General features: G+C 51.2%; 18 protein-coding genes. 15 read left to right on the forward strand and 3 right to left on the reverse strand.

Translation table 11 applies throughout. From position 1 onward, the window contains the following. Positions 1 to 135: 135 nt before the first annotated feature. A complete protein-coding gene (rpsD, locus tag K7397_RS02915; RefSeq protein ID WP_223066445.1) occupies positions 136 to 735 on the reverse strand; it encodes a 30S ribosomal protein S4 in 600 nt (199 codons plus the stop codon). A gap of 440 nt (positions 736 to 1,175) precedes the next feature. Here rpsD and K7397_RS02920 point away from each other — a divergent pair, with 440 nt between their 5' ends. The 5 genes from K7397_RS02920 (at position 1,176) to K7397_RS02940 (ending at position 6,245) form a co-directional block, all read left to right on the forward strand. Next, entirely contained in the window at positions 1,176 to 3,188 is a 2,013-nt protein-coding gene (locus K7397_RS02920) for a sensor domain-containing diguanylate cyclase (protein WP_223066446.1), read from the forward strand. 211 nt (positions 3,189 to 3,399) lie between these two features. Continuing rightward, a complete protein-coding gene (locus K7397_RS02925) occupies positions 3,400 to 4,233 on the forward strand; it encodes a hypothetical protein (RefSeq protein ID WP_223066447.1) in 834 nt (277 codons plus the stop codon). A 142-nt stretch (positions 4,234 to 4,375) separates the two neighbouring features. Next, entirely contained in the window at positions 4,376 to 5,491 is a 1,116-nt protein-coding gene (locus K7397_RS02930) for an aminopeptidase (protein ID WP_223066448.1), read from the forward strand. 82 nt (positions 5,492 to 5,573) lie between these two features. After that, positions 5,574 to 5,819, forward strand: a complete 246-nt coding sequence (locus tag K7397_RS02935; protein WP_223066449.1) for an HPr family phosphocarrier protein — start codon at positions 5,574 to 5,576, stop codon at positions 5,817 to 5,819. Between the two features lie 138 nt (positions 5,820 to 5,957). After that, on the forward strand, positions 5,958 to 6,245 hold the full coding sequence (locus K7397_RS02940) for an Fpa/YlaN family protein (RefSeq protein ID WP_223066450.1): 288 nt from the start codon (positions 5,958 to 5,960) through the stop codon (positions 6,243 to 6,245). 109 nt (positions 6,246 to 6,354) lie between these two features. Here the strand turns inward: K7397_RS02940 and cax are convergent, their stop codons facing one another. Beyond that, the gene (cax, locus tag K7397_RS02945) at positions 6,355 to 7,428 is read right to left on the reverse strand and encodes a calcium/proton exchanger (protein WP_223066451.1); all 1,074 of its coding nucleotides are present in this window, start codon (positions 7,426 to 7,428) and stop codon (positions 6,355 to 6,357) included. 222 nt (positions 7,429 to 7,650) lie between these two features. Between cax and K7397_RS02950 the strand changes: the two genes are divergently transcribed. Continuing rightward, the gene (locus tag K7397_RS02950) at positions 7,651 to 8,013 is read left to right on the forward strand and encodes an Asp23/Gls24 family envelope stress response protein (protein ID WP_223066452.1); all 363 of its coding nucleotides are present in this window, start codon (positions 7,651 to 7,653) and stop codon (positions 8,011 to 8,013) included. 222 nt (positions 8,014 to 8,235) lie between these two features. On the opposite strand, the gene ftsW is transcribed toward K7397_RS02950, so the two are convergent. Then, on the reverse strand, positions 8,236 to 9,510 hold the full coding sequence (gene ftsW, locus K7397_RS02955; protein WP_223066453.1) for a putative lipid II flippase FtsW: 1,275 nt from the start codon (positions 9,508 to 9,510) through the stop codon (positions 8,236 to 8,238). A 451-nt stretch (positions 9,511 to 9,961) separates the two neighbouring features. Between ftsW and K7397_RS02960 the strand changes: the two genes are divergently transcribed. The 9 genes from K7397_RS02960 to K7397_RS03000 all read left to right on the forward strand — a co-directional run bounded on the left by K7397_RS02960 (position 9,962) and on the right by K7397_RS03000 (position 20,136). Continuing rightward, the gene (locus tag K7397_RS02960) at positions 9,962 to 11,137 is read left to right on the forward strand and encodes a M20 metallopeptidase family protein (protein WP_223066454.1); all 1,176 of its coding nucleotides are present in this window, start codon (positions 9,962 to 9,964) and stop codon (positions 11,135 to 11,137) included. Positions 11,138 to 11,242: 105 nt separating this feature from the next. Then, positions 11,243 to 12,958, forward strand: a complete 1,716-nt coding sequence (locus tag K7397_RS02965; RefSeq protein ID WP_223066455.1) for a DNA repair helicase XPB — start codon at positions 11,243 to 11,245, stop codon at positions 12,956 to 12,958. Between the two features lie 3 nt (positions 12,959 to 12,961). Continuing rightward, positions 12,962 to 14,965 carry a helicase-associated domain-containing protein gene (locus K7397_RS02970; protein ID WP_223066456.1) on the forward strand — a complete coding sequence of 668 codons (2,004 nt, stop codon included), beginning with the start codon at positions 12,962 to 12,964 and terminating at the stop codon, positions 14,963 to 14,965. Positions 14,966 to 15,079: 114 nt separating this feature from the next. Further along, positions 15,080 to 15,520, forward strand: a complete 441-nt coding sequence (locus tag K7397_RS02975) for a YlbF/YmcA family competence regulator (RefSeq protein ID WP_223066457.1) — start codon at positions 15,080 to 15,082, stop codon at positions 15,518 to 15,520. A 42-nt stretch (positions 15,521 to 15,562) separates the two neighbouring features. Continuing rightward, entirely contained in the window at positions 15,563 to 15,826 is a 264-nt protein-coding gene (locus tag K7397_RS02980) for a YlbG family protein (protein WP_223066458.1), read from the forward strand. A 221-nt stretch (positions 15,827 to 16,047) separates the two neighbouring features. Then, complete coding sequence (locus tag K7397_RS02985; protein ID WP_223066459.1) at positions 16,048 to 16,485, forward strand: hypothetical protein; 438 nt, start codon at positions 16,048 to 16,050, stop codon at positions 16,483 to 16,485. A 155-nt stretch (positions 16,486 to 16,640) separates the two neighbouring features. Beyond that, a complete protein-coding gene (locus K7397_RS02990) occupies positions 16,641 to 17,546 on the forward strand; it encodes a selenium metabolism-associated LysR family transcriptional regulator (RefSeq protein ID WP_223066460.1) in 906 nt (301 codons plus the stop codon). 21 nt (positions 17,547 to 17,567) lie between these two features. Beyond that, complete coding sequence (locus tag K7397_RS02995) at positions 17,568 to 18,428, forward strand: PHP domain-containing protein (RefSeq protein ID WP_337926666.1); 861 nt, start codon at positions 17,568 to 17,570, stop codon at positions 18,426 to 18,428. Then, positions 18,418 to 20,136: a bifunctional diguanylate cyclase/phosphodiesterase gene (locus tag K7397_RS03000; RefSeq protein ID WP_223066461.1), complete on the forward strand. Its 1,719-nt coding sequence runs from the start codon at positions 18,418 to 18,420 to the stop codon at positions 20,134 to 20,136. Before K7397_RS02995 ends, K7397_RS03000 begins: the two co-directional genes overlap by 11 nt. The last annotated feature ends 26 nt before the right edge of the window (positions 20,137 to 20,162 follow it).

A 20,162-nucleotide genomic window follows, 5' to 3' on the forward strand; every position in this document is an offset into this window, starting at 1 on the left:
GCATTGAAGAAGGGCTTCCTCTGGCTTTAAACAAGCAGGGGAAGCCCTTCTTTTCACTTTCTTCAAATGGGATAAGGAAAAAGGAAAAGTAAAAACCCCCTCTTTCGAGGGGGTTTTTACGGCCCTGCGCCAATCTTAACGGTTGTAGAATTCGACGATTTGTTTCTCGTCGATATCTTGAGACAACTCGGACCGTTCAGGGAAACGGACATATTTGCCTTCAATCGCATTGTCGTTGTACTCGAGGTAAGCCGGAAGATGCGTACGGTTCTCAAGAGCTTCCTTGATGGAAGAGAGGCCGCGGCTTCTTTCGCGAAGGCCGACTACGTCGCCAACGCTTACTTGGTAAGAAGCGATGTCGACTTTCTTGCCGTTAACCGTTACGTGGCCATGGGATACCAGCTGACGTGCGCCTGCACGGGAGTTGGCAAAGCCAAGACGGTATACGAGGTTGTCCAAACGGCTTTCAAGCAGGAACATGAAGTTCTCGCCGGCAATACCAGGCAATTTGTGCGCTTTGGAGAACAAAGTACGGAATTGCTTTTCGCCCAATCCATACATGTGGCGAAGCTTTTGTTTCTCTTGAAGCTGCATGCCGTAGTTGCTGATCTTTCTCCGTTGGTTAGGACCATGTTGCCCCGGCGGGAAAGGACGTTTCAATTCTTTGCCTGTACCGCTCAGGGAAATGCCAAGACGGCGGCTAAGTTTAAATTTAGGACCAGTGTAACGTGCCATTGTATAGGTAGACTCCTTTATGAAAGAAATTTTCTTTATGGGGCTACACTTGCGCCGAATTTGTTTTGACGGGCGGAAGGATAGAAGTATCCGCTCTACTGACAGGAAAGTTCAGCCGCTGTCCTGTCAGCAACAAAATCGTGAGGGTGACACAATAATTACGCCCATGGTAAAGACTCTATCCAGTCTTTTTCATCAATATATATTATATGAAATACCCATGCAAAGTCAAGGGAAGAGAAACGAAATAAACGTAGATTTTTCCTTGTAGGCCTTTAGGACTAAAAAACACTTTGAAATCTCCTTAATAATAATGCAAAATGAGTATAGAAATAGTAGAATATAGGATATAAGTTGGTTCTAGCGGACGGTTAAGTCGTATTGGGTTGTTTACTTGGGGATATCATGAGCCGGAGATGTAACGGCAAAAGGAGCTTTCTATGGCTGAATATCTACGGGAAGACCGGACTGAACATCACATCAATACGTTTCTCAGAAATGGTAATCCGCAGATTGCCAGAGATGCGACGGCATGGTTGGACGATATGGACGTTACCAAACATGACTTTCCCTATATTGAAACGTTAATACAAAGAGCTTTTTCGATCTGGACTCAAGAAGCTCTTCCTGTTCCAGGGATGGAAGAAGCCCGCTGGCTGCTGGCCGATCATGCAGGGAAACTGATCGCAGGAACGGAGGGAAGGTCCGGGCCCGAGGTTGAAGCCGGCCGTCTTGCGGCAGAAAGCGCACGGGTGACGGGGGAACCGCAGATTGTCGCCTTTAGCGGAGTTGAGGCTGCGGCGGTGCCGCTCAGGACGAGACTTCAGGGTGAAATTTTTGGGAGTCTGGTTTGCCTTGCGGACAACCTGACGGCAAGCCTGGCATTAACGGCGGTTTCCGCTAGGCACTTCCGGACCTGTTTTTATCAGCAGCTAAAATATGTGTTTCTCAGCGATCTATTCAATCTGCGCGAGCAAAAGGAAAGGGAAGAGGCTGCCCGCTGGACTGCGCTGCTTCAGATCGTTAAAAGAATGCATGACAAGATAGATGTCAATTCCGTATTGACCGAAGTGTTCGAGAGCATGACCGATATTTATCCCGGTGCCCAGCTTGAGCTCCTGATCTCTCAAGACTACCGGAGCAGTGACCCGAGAGTCAAGCTGCTGCAGATGAATACCTTGAACGAAGATGAGAAGCTTTGTATCAGGGCCTATATGCAGAACACGATGCTGTCTAAGGACAAGATGTCGGAGAGCGGGGCCAAGACGCTTGAAATCGCCGTTCCCTTAAGCGGCAAACAAGGGGTTTATGGCGTTTTTCACTTCCTTATTCCGGGCGAGCTTGGAAAAGACATGGATCTGCAACTCGTCAGCATGCTTGCCGATACGGCAGGCAATGCCTTTGAAAATGCGAAGCTGTATGAGCAGTCCAATCTGCTGATTCATGAGCTTCGACTGATCAACGAACTGTCGAGGCAGCTCAGTCAAAGTCTTCAGCCCGCAGAGGTGTTTGAATTTGCGACGAAAGAGCTGCTGGATGTTTTTAAAGCCGATTACTGCTGCATTACCGAATTTAACCCGGACAAGGATCATTTCCAAGTGATGTCGACCAATGTCCTTTCCATGGAAAATGAGCTTTTTCCGGCGAGCTACGGATATTGCGGGGTTGTTTATACAACCGGTGAACCGCTGATTATGTCGGACTACAACGCTCTTAGCAAGGTTCATTCCAAAATGATGGAATCAACCGGTTCAAAATCGCTGATCGCGGCCCCAGTCACCATACGGGGAGAAGTGAGCGGCGCTATCTTATTGTCGCACAGGCAGGCGCATTATTTTTCATATGAGAACTATAAGCTGCTGCAGGTGCTGGCCACCCATATCGGCCTTGCCATTGCGAACGCGTCTCTCTATGATGCGGTTCAGTTCATGGCTAACCGGGACATGCTTACCGGCTTGTATGCCCGGCATTATTTGGATGATTGCGTTCAGCAAAGGCTGCAGACCGACAACGCCGGCTCCTTGCTGATCGTGGATATTGACAACTTCAAGCAGGTGAATGACAGCTACGGGCATCAGGCGGGTGACCGGATTCTGAAGCAGGTATGCGATATTATCAAAAGCCAGGCCCAACCGGTGGATATTGCCGCGCGCTGGGGCGGAGAGGAATTGGCCGTCTATTTTCCATTTATGACTGCAGAAGAATGCTTTGCGGTATCGGAGAGGATCCGCGAACGGGTCATTGCCGAGACGCACCCCGGCGTCACCGTATCCTGCGGCGTTGGAGGATGGACCTACAGCGGTGAAAGAATCAGCGCGGAAGTGCTGTTCTACTGTGCCGATATGGCATTGTACAAAGCGAAGAACGGCGGAAGAAACCGAACGGAGGTAGACCGCTGCGGCGAAGGGCTGGAAGGTATAAGCTTATTGTTTCCAAGCAAGGACGCTCCTTAAAGGCAAGGGGCGTTCTTTTTTTTGCTGAGACCCCAGCCTCGTAGTATCCGCGTCACTTTGTGGGGGTAAGAGTTTTGGGGTCCCCGCAAAGTAATCGGAAATAACCTCGAAGCATCTATGTCACTTTGTGGGGATAGCTTTGTGTATAACAGCAGGCAGAGAGGACAATCTACTGAATGTAGGTTCCATATGTTAAGGGAGGAATGGCCTTATGCGAAAATTCGTGCGTTACATAGCGTGCTTGCCGCTCTTTGCCATGCTCTTCACCGGGTGCCAGAACAATAAGACGCCGCAGGAATGGTTTGATTTGACATGGACCGGTTTGGCAGGCGCAGATGCTTTCCATATTCAAGGCGAAGCCGAGATTATTCAGTCAGGACAATCAAAAGCTGCGCATACATTTCATTATACAGCCAATCTGGACAATCATACGGAGCTGACCATCAAGACGGTTCCTCCGTTTGAAGTCCAAGGCGGAGGGCTGAACGCGGCTGCCTCCAAAACAGTATCAGGAAATACGGCAAAATTCCATTTGGAGGACGGCGGCAGGTGGGTTGTTTTGCAGGATAAAAAAGCGGTTTATCCGTGGTCTCCGTCTTCGTCGGCCGTTAGCCGGATTAATCCGCTGGCTGCGATCGAAGAGCTTCGTTCCATGCAGAAAAGCATACGTGAAGAGCATGGGGCTGCAAGAGGAACGCGAATTTTAAGAATTAAGCCGGATTCCGAGCAGGAACGGCTGCGCCTGAAAAATGCGCTAGAGGAAGAGATGTTCCGCCTCCAGTCTGCATGGAAGATGTACACGAAGGGGAAAGTGGCGGATTCAGTCAAAGCGGAAGGGGATGAGCTCCTTGCGCGGAGCCGTCGTCAGATGACCGGGATGCTGGATACAGCCAAAGTAAACACGGTCTATCATTTGACGATCGACAAGAGAAACAACCTTCCTATGCGGATGACATCGGAGACGCAGATCACCTATCGCGACGGCAAGGGGACGTTGCAAAGAGAGTCATTATGGAATGACGCAAAATTCACCGGATACCGCTAGCAACTGCATTTTCCGAAGCAGAACACTGACTTTGTGCCGCAAACGTGCTACAATAAAACACGAATTTACCATTGTTCAATTGCAGTTTGGCTCCCGGCTCTACCGGAACGGCCAAGCTGCTTCTTTTGGAGGAGGAGAGAGCTTGAAAGATCCAAGAATTCAGAAACTAGCGCAAAATCTCGTCGGTTATTCGGTGGATGTGCAGCCTGGTGAAAATGTGCTTATTGAGATGACTGGCAGTGAACGCGATCTGATCAATGCGATTGTAGAGGAAGTGGCTAAAAAGGGCGGTCATCCCTTTGTTCAGCTCACGGACAAAACGACACAGCGCGCCATGCTCATGAATGCGACGGAAGAGCAGATCAAAACCTGGGCCGCCTTCGATTTGAACCGCATGAAGCAAATGCAGGCTTATATCGGAATCCGGGCGGGAGAAAATGTCAATGATCTTGCGGATGTTCCGGAAGATAAAATGAAACTGTATAATTCCTTATATAATCATCCTGTGCACAGCGAACGACGCGTCAAGCATACGAAATGGGTCGTGCTTCGCTATCCGAATGCCAGCATGGCGCAGCTTGCCAATACGAGTACGGAAGCTTTTGAGGATTTTTATTTTGACGTTTGCAATTTGGACTACGCCAAGATGGACCGGGCCCAGGATGCGCTGGCCGATCTGATGAAACGCACGGATAAGGTGCGGATTACCGGACCCGGCACGGACCTTCAATTTTCGATTAAAGGCATCGATGCCATAAAATGTTCCGGACAAGCCAATATTCCGGATGGAGAAGTGTACACGGCGCCGGTTCGGGATTCCGTTAACGGCACGATCAGCTATAACGCAGCTTCGCTGTACAATGGCGTTACCTTTGAAAATGTGGTTTTCCGTTTCGAAAACGGTAAAATTGTTGAGGCGACGAGTAATAATAATGTCCGCATCAACGAAATTCTGGATTCCGACGAAGGCGCACGGTATATCGGCGAGTTTGCGATCGGCTTCAACCCGTATATTCTCCACCCGATGAAAGATACACTGTTTGATGAGAAAATCGCGGGAAGCCTGCATTTTACTCCCGGCCAGGCCTATGAAGTCGCCGACAATGGCAACCGTTCTTCCATCCATTGGGATCTCGTGCTGATCCAGCGCCCAGATTACGGTGGAGGCGAGATCTATTTTGATGACGTTCTGATTCGAAAAGACGGCATTTTTGTGCTTCCCGAGCTGGAGCCTCTGAACCCGGAGAACCTGAAATAATTTCATAATGTTCTTGCTTGGAAAGCGGATTCATTGTATGATGGGTGTAGACAATTCATCGCTGAATTCGGAGGGGTTTTGAATGGCATCGAACAATCAAGCTGTAGTGGAAATTGCCCAAACAGCGGCTAAGTTTACTTCTTCCATCGTTCTGCAAGCCGAGAACAAGTACATCGACGTGAAAAGTATTCTTGGACTTTTTACGACGTTGGTAGGCGGTCATACCTATGAGCTGCATGTTCACGGGCCGGACGCCGAAGAAGCCAAGGCGGCTTTAACAGAAGTTTTCGCCAAACATGGATTGAAAGTAACGGTTATACCTGAATAATCGGACTCATGAAAGCACTCTCTCCGAAGCGGGAGGAGTGCTTTTTATGTGGAGCCTTGTATTGCTCCGTGATTTCGACTAATATTAAGTTAAATAAGTGGACTAAAGATTACTGACACTGAGAGGGGGAGAAGATGCATGACTTCATCTGATTTGCAAGAACAGCTGAATTTAAAAGCGCTGAATCTTCTGCAGGAAGATGCTTATAAAATAGAAAAATTAATCGAAGTGCAGATGGAGAATTTGGCTACGCGTTACTGCCCACTCTATGAGGAAGTGCTTGACACGCAAATGTTCGGGTTTTCCAAGGAAATTGATTTCGCAGTAAGAGCCGGGCTTGTGAACGAACTGGTCGGCAAGCAGATTCTGAGTAAGTTGGAACGGAATTTGGCTCTTCTCTACGAAGCACTGAACACTAAAGAATAGTCTGCCGCATTCGGCAGGCCAACATAGATTGAAATGGAAAAAGGGACGAACCCGGTTGGATTGAAAGATCTGACGGGGTTCGTCCCTTTTTGAATAGGTGATTATGCTCTTATACGAGATAGAAGGAAACGCCAAGAATCGCATAAACCGTAAGCAGCAGCAGCCCTTCGTACCAGTTGGTAGAACCGTCCTGGGTGATCGACTTGGCAATAAATACAGCCACGCCGATAGCTGCAAGCTCAATGACGGTAAAAATAATATCCATAGGTCCTGACGCGAACAGTTGGCTGACAAATACAAGTACAGGAGCGACGAACAAAGCGATTTGCAGACTGCTGCCGACAGCAATTTCTACCGCTGCTCCGATCTTGTTTTTCATCGCCAGTAGTATGGCCGCGGAGTGCTCCGCCGCATTCCCGACAATCGCAACAACGAAAGCGCCGATGAAAATTTCAGACAATCCAAATCTTTCGGTGATCGGATCCAGGGTGTGCACGAGCCATTCGCTGACAAATGCGACCATGACGGTGGCAATGACGAGATACAGAACAGATCGTCCTTTGGACCATTCCGCTTCCCGTTCGTGCGGTAGTTCCTCATCGCGTTTATCTGTAACGTCGGCCAAATAATCCTTGTGAGTGATCATGGAGAACACAAGCCACAGCAGGTAAGCCACGATAAGTATTCCGGATACGACGAGGCTAAGCAGATTGGCATCATCTGTGCGCAAAGCCCGGGTATGTAAGAAAATAGCCGGCACGAACAGGGCGATAATCGCCAGGATCATAAGCGAGCCGTTGAGACCGGCGAGTGAAATATTGAAATTCTGGACCTTATATTTCAGACCGCCGGCCAGAAGGCTGAGACCCAGTACGAGCAGCAGGTTGCCGATAATGGAGCCTGTAATGCTCGCTTTTACCATTTCAAAATGACCTTCCTTGACAAGGAGTATGCCGATAATCAATTCCGCTGCATTGCCGAAGGTGGCGTTCAGGAATCCGCCAAGCCGCTGTCCGGCATGATGGGCAACGCTCTCTGTAGCTTTGCCTAGAAAGCCCGCGACGAAAATAACGGAAATGGCCGAAATGATAAACTCGATTGTGTAAGGGAAACCGGCATAATGCCCGATTGCGCTTAGCACAAAGCTGGTGATAAGTAATGCTGGAAACCACATTTTTTTCAACAAAGACACCTCGATTTTAAGTAAGATACGGGCTGTTTCGTCTTGCAGCCGACAAAACATTACAAATTCAATATAACCAATATGAGGAAGATTATAAATGATAAATTTATCCTAAGTCTATATTTGCTTTCCGAGGCGGTTACAATTACAATTGTAAATAAATGAGCTTGTAGCGGTTACTTTTTGCAAAAAGTGTCGTCTACAAGGTTGGGAGGAATAACCATGACCGAGCAACTTCAACTCGAAAAGGGCAGCATTCGGATTGCCGATGATGTCGTTGCCAAGATGGCGGGAATGGCGGCACTGGAAACCCCTGGAATTGCGGCTATGTCCGGAGGCTTGTCGGAAGGATGGGCCAAACGGCTTAGCGGCAAAAATGTGCAAAAAGGCGTGACCGTGGAAGTTGGTCAACTGGAAGCGGCCATCGATTTGCGCATTATCGTGCTCTACGAAACGCCTATCCACGAAGTATGCCGGATGCTTCAGCAGAATGTCCGGGAAGCGGTAGAGAGTATGACAGGGCTTAAAGTGGTTGAAGTGAATGTAAAGGTTGAAGGCGTAGCCTTCAAGAATGACGAAGTTTAACAGCGAAGGGCTTGCAGGCTATGATTGACATAGATGCAGCCTGTTTCTCAAGCTGCAGCAGCATCCCGCGCGGGAGCGAAGTCGCGAGGCGGGATCTTGAAGAAAGTCCGGTTTTCGGGAATTGAATTTGCCCGGCCGGACTTTTTATAGTTCTCGCAGAAGAAAGCAACAAGAAAGCCATCCCGTTCAGTCCGCGAAACCGGACTTGGGATGGCTTTCTTGTTATCTTGTTTCATAACGTCCGAAGCGTCTGTCCCGTCTGCCGGCTTCCTCTTGCCGGATCACGACGGACTTGGTTACTTCCTGCTTGTGCGGGACGGCGGACGATCTGGAAATGCTGAGGACGATCCCCATGCTGGCCATCATCACGAGGAGAGAGGATCCCCCATAACTGATAAAGGGCAGCGTTACACCGGTAATCGGTATGGTGCGGGTTACCCCGCCGATGTTGACGAAAGCCTGGATCGCAATAAGCCCCATGATTCCTACTCCGACAAGCGTTCCGAATGTATCCCGGCAGCGCAGGGAGACAAGCAGCCCCCTCCATATAAAATAAATGTATAACAGCAGAAAGATGGACGTTCCGATAAATCCGAATTCTTCTCCGATAACCGAGAAAATAAAATCATTATAAGCATTCGGAAGGTAATGAAGCTTCTGGATGCTCTGCCCGAATCCGGTGCCTGTAATCTTGCCATGCCCGATAGCAGCAAGCGATTGAAGGAGGTTCCAACTGGTGCCCTTTTCATCTTCCCAAGGATTCAGGTAGGCCTGAATCCGTCCGGCTTTGTAGTCCGATGTGCCCGCCTCTGTGGAGCCGGACGAGTGAAGGCCGTTCAAAAGCGCCTGTGTGCCGAGCACAAGGCTGGCGCCAAGCAGCAGCAGTGCCAGCGACCCGAGAATATGCTTAAGGTTGGCCCCTCCCGCAAAAATAATCAGGAAGGAGGTAGCAACCAGAATAAAACATGATCCGTAATCGGGCTGCAGCATGATCAGTCCTGCTACAAAACCGACAATCATCATGACCGGAATGTATCCGGTGCGCAGATCGCGGAACCGTTCGCCTTTCTTGGCGATCAGCGCGGACAAATACAAAATAATTGTAATTTTGGCGAATTCCGTAGGCTGTATGCTGAAAGGCCCGATGATCAGCCAGCTTCTGGACCCGTTCCGGACAGATCCGATAAACGGCATCATCAGAAGGATAATCATTACGATGATGAACGCGGGAATAAATAGCTTTTTATATTTCGAAAAAGGGATGTTCATGGCGATGAACATGCAGAACACGCCCGCAATCGCGAAGATAAGCTGTTTCTTGACGAAATACATCGAATCGAAATTGAAATCCTTGTCGATGACCGCAATGCTGGAGCTGGAGCTGAATACCATAACCAAGCCGAATCCTACAAGCAATAACGTAAGAATAAGCAGTTGAAAATCCGGCGTTCCTCGTTTGGGTACAGTATTCTTGCCCTGTGGACCGCTGCGCTTCAAAGCCGAGCTAGCCAAGCTGAAGCCGAAGCGGCCGAAGCAGACGAAGACCTGCAGGTCAGCTTCGCCATATATGGGCTATTAAGAAGGGACGGGAACGCGCCCCGGAAACTTGCTGAATGTTCACACCCGGTTAACTGTATATTTGACAACCCGCACCGTGAATCGGCGGCGTTGTTTACCAAAGGAATACCGTTTAATCTGCCCAAACCGTTGTATCCAGTGTCCACGTACATGAACATCCTCCTAACTTTCAAAGCTGCTAGAGCTGTCAGTACAATGATAGTATGTTTACCAGGCTTGTGCAAGCATTGGCATTTATAGAAAAAGAAGCATATAACCTCCATCTGCTGCGGTTTTTCCGGCATGTACCCCAAGGCGATTGTTTTCTGATACAATGGGATAAAAAGCCGGGCGGGACCGCCCGCCGGCATGAATAGCGGAGGTACGGAATATGGAACGGGGAGAAATCGCACAGTTGTATCCGGCAATGGTGGAGCGCAGACGCCATTTGCACCGCCATCCTGAACTATCTTATGAGGAAAAAGAGACTTCGGCCTATGTCGCACAAATCTTGCGTCAGGCGGGGGCTGAGGTACAGACGGAAGTCGGCGGACACGGTGTGGTCGGCAGCATAAAAGGCAGCCTTCCGGGCCCCGTCGTGGCTATCAGAGCGGATATGGACGCGCTGCCTATTCAGGATGAGAAGGATTGCGAATATAAATCGCAGGTCCCCGGCGTGATGCATGCCTGCGGACATGACGGCCATACGGCCGCACTGCTTGGAGTAGCCGAATACTTCGGCAAGAAAAAGGCGGAGCTGAGCGGGGAAATCAGGCTTTTGTTCCAGCCGGCCGAAGAGGTATGCCCCGGCGGCGCTGTGGCGATGATTCAGGACGGAGCGCTAGAAGGCGTAGACGTCATATACGGTGTGCATTTGTGGACACCGATCCCGGTAGGTACGTCGGCAAGCGCAGCGGGACCGCTGATGGCCTCTACCGACGAGTTTTTTGTAGACATTCATGGGCGCGGGGGCCATGGTGGCATGCCTCATAAAACGGTGGACAGTGTAGTGGCCGGAGCCGCTTTAGTTATGCAGCTTCAAAGTATCGTGAGCCGCTCTGTCAATCCGCTGGATCCGGCTGTGGTGACAATTGGCTTCATTCAAGGCGGAACCGCGCAAAATATCATAGCAGAGCGCTGCCGTCTGGCAGGCACGGTGCGTTGCTTTAATGAGGAAGCAAGGCATCTCATTCGCGAGCGCATTACGGCGGTTGTGGAGAATACTGCCCGGGCCTACGGGGCCGAGGCAACGCTCGAATATATGTCCGGGTATCCGACGCTGGTTAACGATGAGACGGAAGCAAACCGCTTCTTCCAGGTAGCGGAACAGCTTGATTCCATCAAACCGGAAATTTCACAGCCGATCATGCCCGCAGAAGACTTTGCTTATTACCTTCAGCAGGTGCCGGGCTGCTTTATTCTTGTCGGTGCCGGAAACCCGGCTAAACAGGCCGAATATCCGCACCACCATCCGAAGTTTGACCTGGACGAGGAAGCGATGGGACATGCTGCCGGGCTGCTCATTTCACTGGCCGAATCTTACATGAAGGAATGGCAGCCGAAATAATGTGAATGAGCAAGCCTTTGCTGGGAAAGTCTACTAAATACGGGGAATCTCCGAGAAGAGCATCGGATGTGTACACTAACAGGAGGAAACAGGAGGACTTGTTTAATGAATGGACAGGGAGCCTGCATTGTACAAAACGATCAAACGGTTCTGCTGGATACCTCTCACCCCGAATTCGAAGAGGCAAGAGAAAAGCTGTCGGGCTTTGCGGAACTGGTGAAAAATCCGGCCATGTTTCATACTTACCGGATTACCCCTCTTTCGCTCTGGAATGCGGCAGCAGCCGGATGGACGCCTGCGGAGACAGTAGAAACGCTGCACAGCTTGTCCCGCTGGGATGTACCAGCCAAAGTGAAGGACAACATTGTGCTGTGGATGTCAAGGTACGGACAGCTTGTGCTTCAACCATCCGGGGAGGAAGAAGGGAGCCTTGCCCTCATTGCCCGAAGCGGCGGCTCCCGTCTGCCGGAAGAACTGCTGCGTCTTCCTTCACTGAAGCAGTTCGGACTTAAGCACGCCAAGCCGGATCGCCTAATTGTGAAGGCCTCATATCGGGGATTGCTGAAACAGGAGCTTACAAGATTGGGATACCCGGTTCTTGATGAGGCCGGTTATCGCAAAGGCGCTCCTCTATCGTTCGGCTTCCGTTCCGCTTTGCCTGGAGGAGGGGAATTCCGGCTGCGGGATTATCAGCAGGAAAGTATCCTTTCCTTTCTCGGCATTGAAGGAGCCCAGGGGAGCGGTGTTCTTGTGCTTCCATGCGGAGCTGGAAAAACCGTAATTGGTCTTGGAGTGATAGAGCGGGTTCAGTGCGAAACACTGATTCTGACCTCCAACATCACATCAGTGCGCCAATGGATTCATGAGCTGCTGGCCAAAACAACGCTTAGGCCGGAACAAATCGGAGAATATTCGGGTGAGCGAAAGGAAGTAAGGCCGGTAACGGTCTCAACTTATCAAATATTAACCCATCGTTCCCGCAAGGGAGAAGGGTTTAAGCATATGCCGCTGCTGAGCGGTCGGGACTGGGGGCTGATCATTTATGATGAGGTCCATTTGCTGCCTGCGCCCGTATTCCGGGCTACAGCCGATATCCAGGCAACACGCCGGCTGGGGCTGACCGCTACGCTGGTGCGTGAAGACGGCTGCGAGCGGGATGTATTCTCGCTGATCGGCCCCAAGCAGAAAGAAGTAGCCTGGAAGGAGCTTGAGGCGAAGGGATGGATCGCGGAAGTGGATTGCTGCGAGGTTCGGGTGCCGATGGAACAAGGCTTTCAGAAACGTTATGAGCAGGAAACGGGGCGGGGCAAATTTCGAATTGCCGCCGAGAACCCTGGAAAGACAGCCATTGTCCGGCAGCTTATCGAACGCCATGGCGAACGGCAGATCCTGATTATCGGGCAGTATGTCGGCCAACTGAAGGCGCTCGCTGCCGAACTGGGCATTCCGTTGATTACGGGAGCGATGCCCCAAGCACAGCGCAGCGAGCTATATTCCGGCTTTCGCGAGGGGACGATCCGGGTGCTGGCTGTTTCCAAGGTGGCCAATTTTGCAGTGGATTTGCCCGATGCCTCGGTGGCGATTCAAATTTCAGGAAGCTTCGGCTCAAGGCAGGAGGAAGCGCAGCGGCTCGGGCGCATTCTGAGACCGAAACGAGGGGATAACCGGGCCTTTTTTTACAGTCTGGTATCGGACCAAACCCGGGAGCAGGAGTTTGCCGAAAGACGCCAGCTATTTTTGATTGAGCAAGGTTATGAGTACAAGATCAGATTTGCAGGTCCGAAGAACGGGGAAACCGGCCAGGATCAGAAGGAGGCGTAGGCAATGAACAGGATGGCTTTTGACCCCCAGACGGGGGTGAAGGCGCAGCCGGATTCTTTAGCAGCCCGCACACTCCATCTAGTGTTTCTGCGCTTTGCGGCCCAGCCGTTTTCACTGGAGCAGCTCGAAGGCTTGGCTACCGCTGCGGCTGGCGGGGGCGAGCTTGCCTACGGCCTGCAGCTGCTTCGCCGGACGCGTACGGTGCTTGCCGTCCAAAAGGCCTGGGGGGACAAGCTGTATTATATTCCGCTGGGCATCTTTCTGGCCCTTCAGACAGAGCGCTTCCGGAACCTGCTGCCTGCAGGGGAAGGCAGTGAGCTCAGGGAAAGCCCAGACTCGGCGGACATTTCCCTCTGGAAGGAATCCAAGCCGGGCCTTGCGTCCGACCTGTTCAGGGCTTTATCCTGGATAGCCCGCGGCGGTCTGCCGCTTACGGCAAAAGGAACGGTGCATCAGCGCGCCATGAGCAAATTTGCTGGGCTGCTCAGCCTGTCTTCGGAGGATGTTGAGTCCCTGAAGCTTCGTTATCCCCAGCAGGAAAGCTATCCTGCCGCGGCGGCCGTCATGCTGGATATGGCTTTGTCGCTCGGGCTTGCGGAAAGAGGAGATCAGGAATGGACCGTTTGCGAGCCGGCTTTAAGCCGGTGGCTTGCGTATTCCCGTGAGGAAATGGACAGCAGACTGCTTTATGAGCTGCTTGCGCGCTATGTTCCGGCAAGTTCGGGCTTGCAGCATGCAGCTTGCGCGCTGATGCTTCCCTGCTTTAAGGCCGGAATTTGGTACAGCGTACCTTCGCTTTTAAAGCAGCTTAGGCTGAGGAACGTTTTAAGTCAGGAAGAGAACCAAGAAGATGACGGAGAATTGTGGCTTCAGGGCTGGATGGAGGCTCTTTGCGCTTTCGGCTGGCTTGAGCTGGGTTATTCGCGTCACAAAGAGCTGTTCTTCCGCTGGCATCGAAAACCGTCGCTCGAAGATGGCGTCCCGGGCGAGCAAGCCGGGGCGCATGCCTCACGGAGCAGCAGCGCCTTTTTCGTTCAGCCTGACTTTGAAGTGCTGGTACCGCCGGATACGCCTTACTCCTTGCGCTGGGAGCTTGAGCTGTGCTGCGAAATGAGTTCTTCGGATGTGATGACGACGTACCGTTTAACGCGCCAGGCGGCGGAAGCCGCTCTGGAGCAGAAACGAACGCCGGAGGACATCCTCGGGTTTCTTACGCGCCATGCGATGTCAGGGGTACCGGACAATGTGAAGCTTGCACTCCGGCAATGGGGAAGGGAAATGGGACGGACTTCGTTCGCCCGGGCGCTCCTGCTTCGCTGCGCGGATGCAGAGGCTGCGGACCGGATTGCGCAGGATAGCGGACTTTCCGGGATGATGCAGCGGATTGGTCCGCTGGATTTTATTGTTCAGGAAACGGAGCTTGGCGAGATACGCCGCGGATTGGAAAGGCTCGGAGTTGCTCCGCTCGGCGGTTCGGCCGGTTCGGCTAGTTTGGCCCATACGGCTAATGCGTCCGGATCATCGCCGCGAAAGCCGGCTTATCCCCGCCTGGAGATGCCCTCAGATGGCGGGGACGCTGAAACCGGCCGGACCACTCCCTTTCATCCGGATAAAGGGGGGGAGGCTCAGCATCGGCCGTCAGCATGGATATATGCCGGGAATGCCGTCCACTTCTATCAGCCGGATGAAACCGTTCCGGACTATGAAGAGCTGTTTCCCGGCCTTCGCAATGTCCCGGGCTCCTGGACCCGCGAGCTCCGGGGTTACCATGCGTCCACCGTCGCGCTTGTGCTCCGGCAGGCTCTGGAATGGAAGGCCCGGGTGGAGCTCCGAATCCAGGGGAAGACCTTAATGGCTCTTCTGCTGTGGATCAGAGGGGCCGGAGAGTGGCGGGCATCGGCGATGAAAGATGAAGCCTCGACCGGATTAGCGGGGGAAGACCGGTCTTTCGAATTCGCCTCCCATGATGTTGAAGGCATCCGGATTGTGCTTCCCGCCAAAGCGTAAGCTTTCCTGCCGCCACTTTGGCGGATTTTTTCTTCTTCTCGGTACGTGTTTATGTTATGATGAAATAGTCCACCGCCATCCGGTGGAACTTTTATAGAATAGAGATGAAATTTCATGAGCGTATCTGAGTTGAGGACGGTCGACATGGCCCAAATGCTGACATACGCCTATGAATTGGGCGACATGATCAACGATTCGGTCTGTGTGTCAGACTATCTATATTGGAAGCAGCTTATAGATCGGAATGAAGAGATTCAGAAGTATGTTCGAAAACTGGCGTCCAAGAAGGAGCTCTTTGAGGAAACCCAGCGTTTCGGGCATTTCCATCCCAATTATCACGCAGCGAAGGATCAAGTTGCGGAGGTTGAGCGGGAGCTGGAACAATTCGAAGCAGTGAGAAGGTTTAAGCAAGCCGAGAAAGAGCTGGATGACCTGCTGCACGAGATGTCGGAGATGATCGCTTATTCGGTATCACACAGCATCAAAGTACCGGGGAATGATCCGAATCCGAAGGGCGGCTGCGGCAGCGGCGGCGCCTGCAGCTGTGGAGGCTAGCTGTTAACGGACTTGAGATAGAGAGCGAGGGGATTAGCGGACATGTTTCCGGAACGAACAGGCTTTATTATATGGGTCAGCGATTTGAAAGCGGCCAGAAATCTGGATAAATACGGGAACGTTCTTTATCTTTCGAGACGGATGCATTATGTGGTAATGTACGTAAATGCCGACCGTGCGGAGGATATTATCAAGAATGTCCGCAAATTATCCTATGTCCGCAAGATCGAGAGATCCTATCGCAACGAGATTAAGACGGAATACAATAAAAATGTACCGGACAAGACCCAATATTACGGTTTGTAATGCAGCTTGTTTGCGGCAGGCAGCCGGTTCATTTTCAAAAGTTATTTTGCAGCAGGGACGGCGCAGGGCGCCGTCCTTGTTTTTATTACAGGCTTCCTGTCTGAAAAATCGGTAGATCAATACGGTATATTATACTATAATGGGAATAAATGCTTAGTTAATAGGACCTAGAAGGTTGATGAGACCTAAAGGGCAAGCTTAATGGTGGAACGAGGTGCGACATGAAGGATAAAGCCACACAGCGCTGGAATACATACGAGTCTTTTTATATTGCACTTGGGGAATATAAGGTAGCCGATATCGTCGTTACCCATCATGCCGTACTTCGATACAAGGACAGAGTCGGACCTGCGAACAGTCATACGGATACGATTGCGACAGAGCTTTGGGAGTGTCTCAAGCAGGGACGGATTGCGAAATATTACCGCAATGAGGAAGACGTATACGTTATCGATAATGATCTTGTGCTTGTTGCCGAATTTGCCGAATTGACCGGAGAAACGGATATAACGGGAAATCCGCTGCACAAGATGATTATTATTACATTTCTGGGCAAAATGTCGGAAACCATAGAACTGAGGGATTTGAAGTCCTATTATTCATGGCTTCGTCATTCCAGACGGACCACACTCATGAAGAACAGCCGGAAACGAAAATAATATTCAAAAGGATCAGCATGCGCTGGGTAATATCCGGGCATGCTTTTTTTGGGATAACCGCAAATTTCCCGGGAAAATGGTTATTTCAGGGGGGCGGGTGTTTTAAGCGCAGCTGTGTCATGGTATTGTTATGATTATAGGAAGGATTGATCTCCATGGCGCTAAATTTTCATCAGCTTCATATTTTTTACACGGTAGCGGAACGGGGAAGCTTCTCCGCCGCTGCGCAATCTTTGCATATGACCCAACCGGCGGTGACCATGCAAATTCAGTCGCTTGAGGAGTATTTTGGCTGCAAGCTGCTGATTCGTTCAACCAAACGGATTGAATTGACCGAGGCAGGGCAGGCGCTGATGCCTTTTGCTGTACGGAGCCTGGAACTAATGCGGGAAACCGATGCCGCCATGTCCAGGTTCACGCATAAGCTGGAAGGAAGGCTGCAGCTTGGCGCAAGCCTGACTATCGGAGAATATGTCCTACCAAGGTTGCTGGGGCCATTTGGCAGCCAATATCCTCACATTCAAATCATATTGAAGGTCATGAACACATCGCAAATTATGGAATATATCCTCCAGCACCAGCTCAATTTCGGTCTGGTCGAAGCTCCGGTGGACCATCCCGATATCGTCATGGAGCCCGTGATGGAAGATGAGCTTAAGCTGGTTGTGCCGGCCGGCCATGTTTTGGATCGGCAGGATGGAGTTCTGCTGGAGGAAGTAGTCCGGCATCCGTTTGTGCTGCGCGAGAAGGGCTCCGGAACACGGCAGGTGATGGAGGGGGAAATGGGGCGCAGGGGCGCCCCGCCAAACGATCTGACGGTTGTGATGGAGCTTGGCAGCACCGGGGCGGTCAAATCTGCCGTGGAAGCCGGTTTTGGCATAACGATGCTGTCCCCGTCCTCGGTGAAGCATGAGGTGGCGCTTGGCTTGCTTCGAACGGTAGATATCATAGACGCTTCGTTTAAGCGCCAGTTTTTCTCCATACATCTGAAGTCTAAGCTTCTTCCGATTTCGGCGGTGACATTCCTGAATTTCTTGAGGGAACAAAAGCTGCCGTTATAATGTGTCAAGGGGGAAACCGCGGTGAATGTATTACAAGGCAAGTGCGATTTGCATACCCATACGACAGCTTCGGACGGGATGAATTCACCCTCTGACAATGTTCGAATGGCCAAACAAAAAGGATTGTCGGCTGTTGCTATTACGGACCACGATACGGTAGCCGGAGTTTCAGAAGCGCTGCAAGCCGGCGAAGCTTCCGGAATAACGGTGGTTCCCGGCGTAGAGATCAGCACAAGCGCTGAAGGCATTGATATTCATGTGCTGGGTTATTTCATTGACCATGAAGATCCGGTGCTGCTGCGGCGGCTGCAGGAACTGCGGGCGGTCCGTGAGAGAAGAAACGAGCGGATAATATCCAACCTCCAGAAGCTTGGCGTGCCCTTAACGATGGAGGAGGTTCTTGGGCGGCTTAGCCCTGACCGGCGGGAAGGAGAAAGTGTCGGAAGGCCGCATATCGCGGACGCGCTGGTGGCAAAAGGCTTTGCCGACAGCGTGAGGGACGCGTTCGACAATTATTTGGCGGAAGGCGCTCCGGCCTATGCCCGGGTAAACCGAATCTCCCCGCAGGAAGCCTTTGTTTGGATTCGTGAAGCGGGAGGCGCGCCGGTCCTTGCCCATCCAGGCATTTACGGGAATGATCTGCTGGTCCGCTCTTTGCTTGTGAATGGCCAGCCGGCGGGCCTTGAGGTCTATCATTCCGACCATAGCGCTGAGGATGAGCAGCGATACCGGGAAATGGCCGAGTGCTTCAAGCTGATCGTGACGGGTGGATCGGATTATCACGGCATGCGGCAAGGGGCTGTTTTTCACGGTGAAATCGGTAATCGTACGGTAGATGCTGCTGCAGTGAAGCGGTTAAAGGAGTGGCGAGATGGAAGATGAAGCTTATATTCCAAGTCCGGAGTCGCTCATTACGACTTCGGAATTGCTGGAGGCCATTGATTTAATGGGAATTGGACTGATTATCACCAATCCTCATCTGAAAGATAACCCTGTCATTTATGTGAACAAAGGGTTCACCAAAGTGACCGGCTATCAGCCGGAAGAAATTATGATGTGCAACTGCCGGTGTTTGCAGGGTCCGGATACGAATCCGGAAGATCTGAAAATCATTAAAAAAGCGCAGATTGAGCGCAAAGCGGAAACCGTCACCCTCAAAAATTACCGGAAAGACGGCAGCCATTTCTGGAATCAGCTGACCATCAGCCCTGTTTTTGATCAGGCCGGGGAATTGATGTATTTTATCGGCCTGCAGCTGGACATGACCAAAGAAATTGAGGAGAGGGAGAATTCTTCAAGGCGCATCCGGCAGCTTGCTTTTTTCGATCCGCTGACAGGCCTTTTGAATATGAGCAAGTTTAAGGAAGAGCTGGAAAAAGAGCTTCAGAAAGGACAACACTGCGCCCTGCTCAGAATTAACATAGACAGGTTCCGTTACATCAATGAAAGCTATGGAGAGCAGATAGGCGACAGCCTGCTGCTGGAAGCCGCCGAGCGAATGAAACGGATGCTGGGAAAAGACTGCCTGATCTGCCGCAGCTTTGCTGACGATTTTATTGTCATGCTTAAGCTTACGGACAGCAGCCGCTATGAAATACATACGTATGCCATGCTCTTGTCCGAGGCGCTTCGAAAGCCTTACTTCATTCATAACGAGGAGATACGCTCAAACTTCAGCATGGGGATCAGCCTGTATCCGGAGCATGGGGAGACGGCGTCGCTGCTGCTCAACTATGCCGACCTTGCCCTCGAACAGAGTAAACTGGATGGAATAGGCGAGCCGTACTGGTTCAAGCATTCGCTGTTAGAACAAATACATAAGCGTATACAAATTGAGAAAAAGATGCCCAAGGCGCTGGGCAGCGGAGAATTTGAACTGTATTTTCAGCCGAAGGGCAGCAGTTCCAAAACCCCGTCTCTGGTCGGAATTGAAGTACTGCTCCGGTGGAACGATCCTGAGCAGGGACTGATTTCGCCGATGGACTTTATTCCGATTGCCGAGGAGAACGGCTTTATTATCCCGCTGGGAGAGTGGATTATCAAGGAAGCTTGCAGACTGATCAAGCAATGGCAGGACGAGGGATATCCGAAAATCCCCGTTTCCGTCAATGTGTCCGCCGTCCAATTCAGGCATCCGCATTTCATAAATGTTGTGGAGAACGCGCTCGAAATCTCAGGTCTCGATCCTTGTTATCTGGAGCTCGAAGTAACGGAGACCATGCTGAATGACCCGGTCGTGATCAAGGAGAAGCTGGAGCGGCTTAGAAACAAAGGGATCAAAATATCGATCGATGACTTTGGAACAGGGTATTCTTCGATTCATTATCTAAAAACACTGCCGATCGACATTCTGAAAATAGACAAATCGTTTATTCAGGAAACCCCGGTTTCGGAGCAGGACAGCACTCTTCTGCAATCCATTATCCAGCTGGGTAAATCATTTGGTCTGACGGTCCTTGCGGAAGGGGTCGAATCGCAGTCGCAGTTGGAATTTCTTGCCGGCAGCGGTTGTGATCTGATTCAAGGGTATTATTTCAGCCGCCCGCTGAACCGCGAATCGATGGAGCAAATGTTAAAGACTTACAAATAGAGGAGAAAGCATGAAAGCCGCTTGCA

This window comes from Paenibacillus caui, from assembly GCF_019904135.1.
Classification (GTDB): domain Bacteria; phylum Bacillota; class Bacilli; order Paenibacillales; family Paenibacillaceae; genus Fontibacillus; species Fontibacillus caui.

Coding starts and splice junctions, on each gene's coding strand:
- K7397_RS02985 (WP_223066459.1), top strand. CDS start 16,048: ATGAAGGATAAAGCCACACAGCGCTGGAATACATACGAGTCTTTTTAT.
- K7397_RS02920 (WP_223066446.1), top strand. CDS start 1,176: ATGGCTGAATATCTACGGGAAGACCGGACTGAACATCACATCAATACG.
- K7397_RS02980 (WP_223066458.1), top strand. CDS start 15,563: ATGTTTCCGGAACGAACAGGCTTTATTATATGGGTCAGCGATTTGAAA.
- K7397_RS02970 (WP_223066456.1), top strand. CDS start 12,962: ATGAACAGGATGGCTTTTGACCCCCAGACGGGGGTGAAGGCGCAGCCG.
- K7397_RS03000 (WP_223066461.1), top strand. CDS start 18,418: ATGGAAGATGAAGCTTATATTCCAAGTCCGGAGTCGCTCATTACGACT.
- K7397_RS02925 (WP_223066447.1), top strand. CDS start 3,400: ATGCGAAAATTCGTGCGTTACATAGCGTGCTTGCCGCTCTTTGCCATG.
- K7397_RS02975 (WP_223066457.1), top strand. CDS start 15,080: ATGAGCGTATCTGAGTTGAGGACGGTCGACATGGCCCAAATGCTGACA.
- K7397_RS02935 (WP_223066449.1), top strand. CDS start 5,574: ATGGCATCGAACAATCAAGCTGTAGTGGAAATTGCCCAAACAGCGGCT.
- K7397_RS02990 (WP_223066460.1), top strand. CDS start 16,641: ATGGCGCTAAATTTTCATCAGCTTCATATTTTTTACACGGTAGCGGAA.
- K7397_RS02960 (WP_223066454.1), top strand. CDS start 9,962: ATGGAACGGGGAGAAATCGCACAGTTGTATCCGGCAATGGTGGAGCGC.
- K7397_RS02940 (WP_223066450.1), top strand. CDS start 5,958: ATGACTTCATCTGATTTGCAAGAACAGCTGAATTTAAAAGCGCTGAAT.
- K7397_RS02950 (WP_223066452.1), top strand. CDS start 7,651: ATGACCGAGCAACTTCAACTCGAAAAGGGCAGCATTCGGATTGCCGAT.
- rpsD (WP_223066445.1), bottom strand. CDS start 735: ATGGCACGTTACACTGGTCCTAAATTTAAACTTAGCCGCCGTCTTGGC.
- K7397_RS02965 (WP_223066455.1), top strand. CDS start 11,243: ATGAATGGACAGGGAGCCTGCATTGTACAAAACGATCAAACGGTTCTG.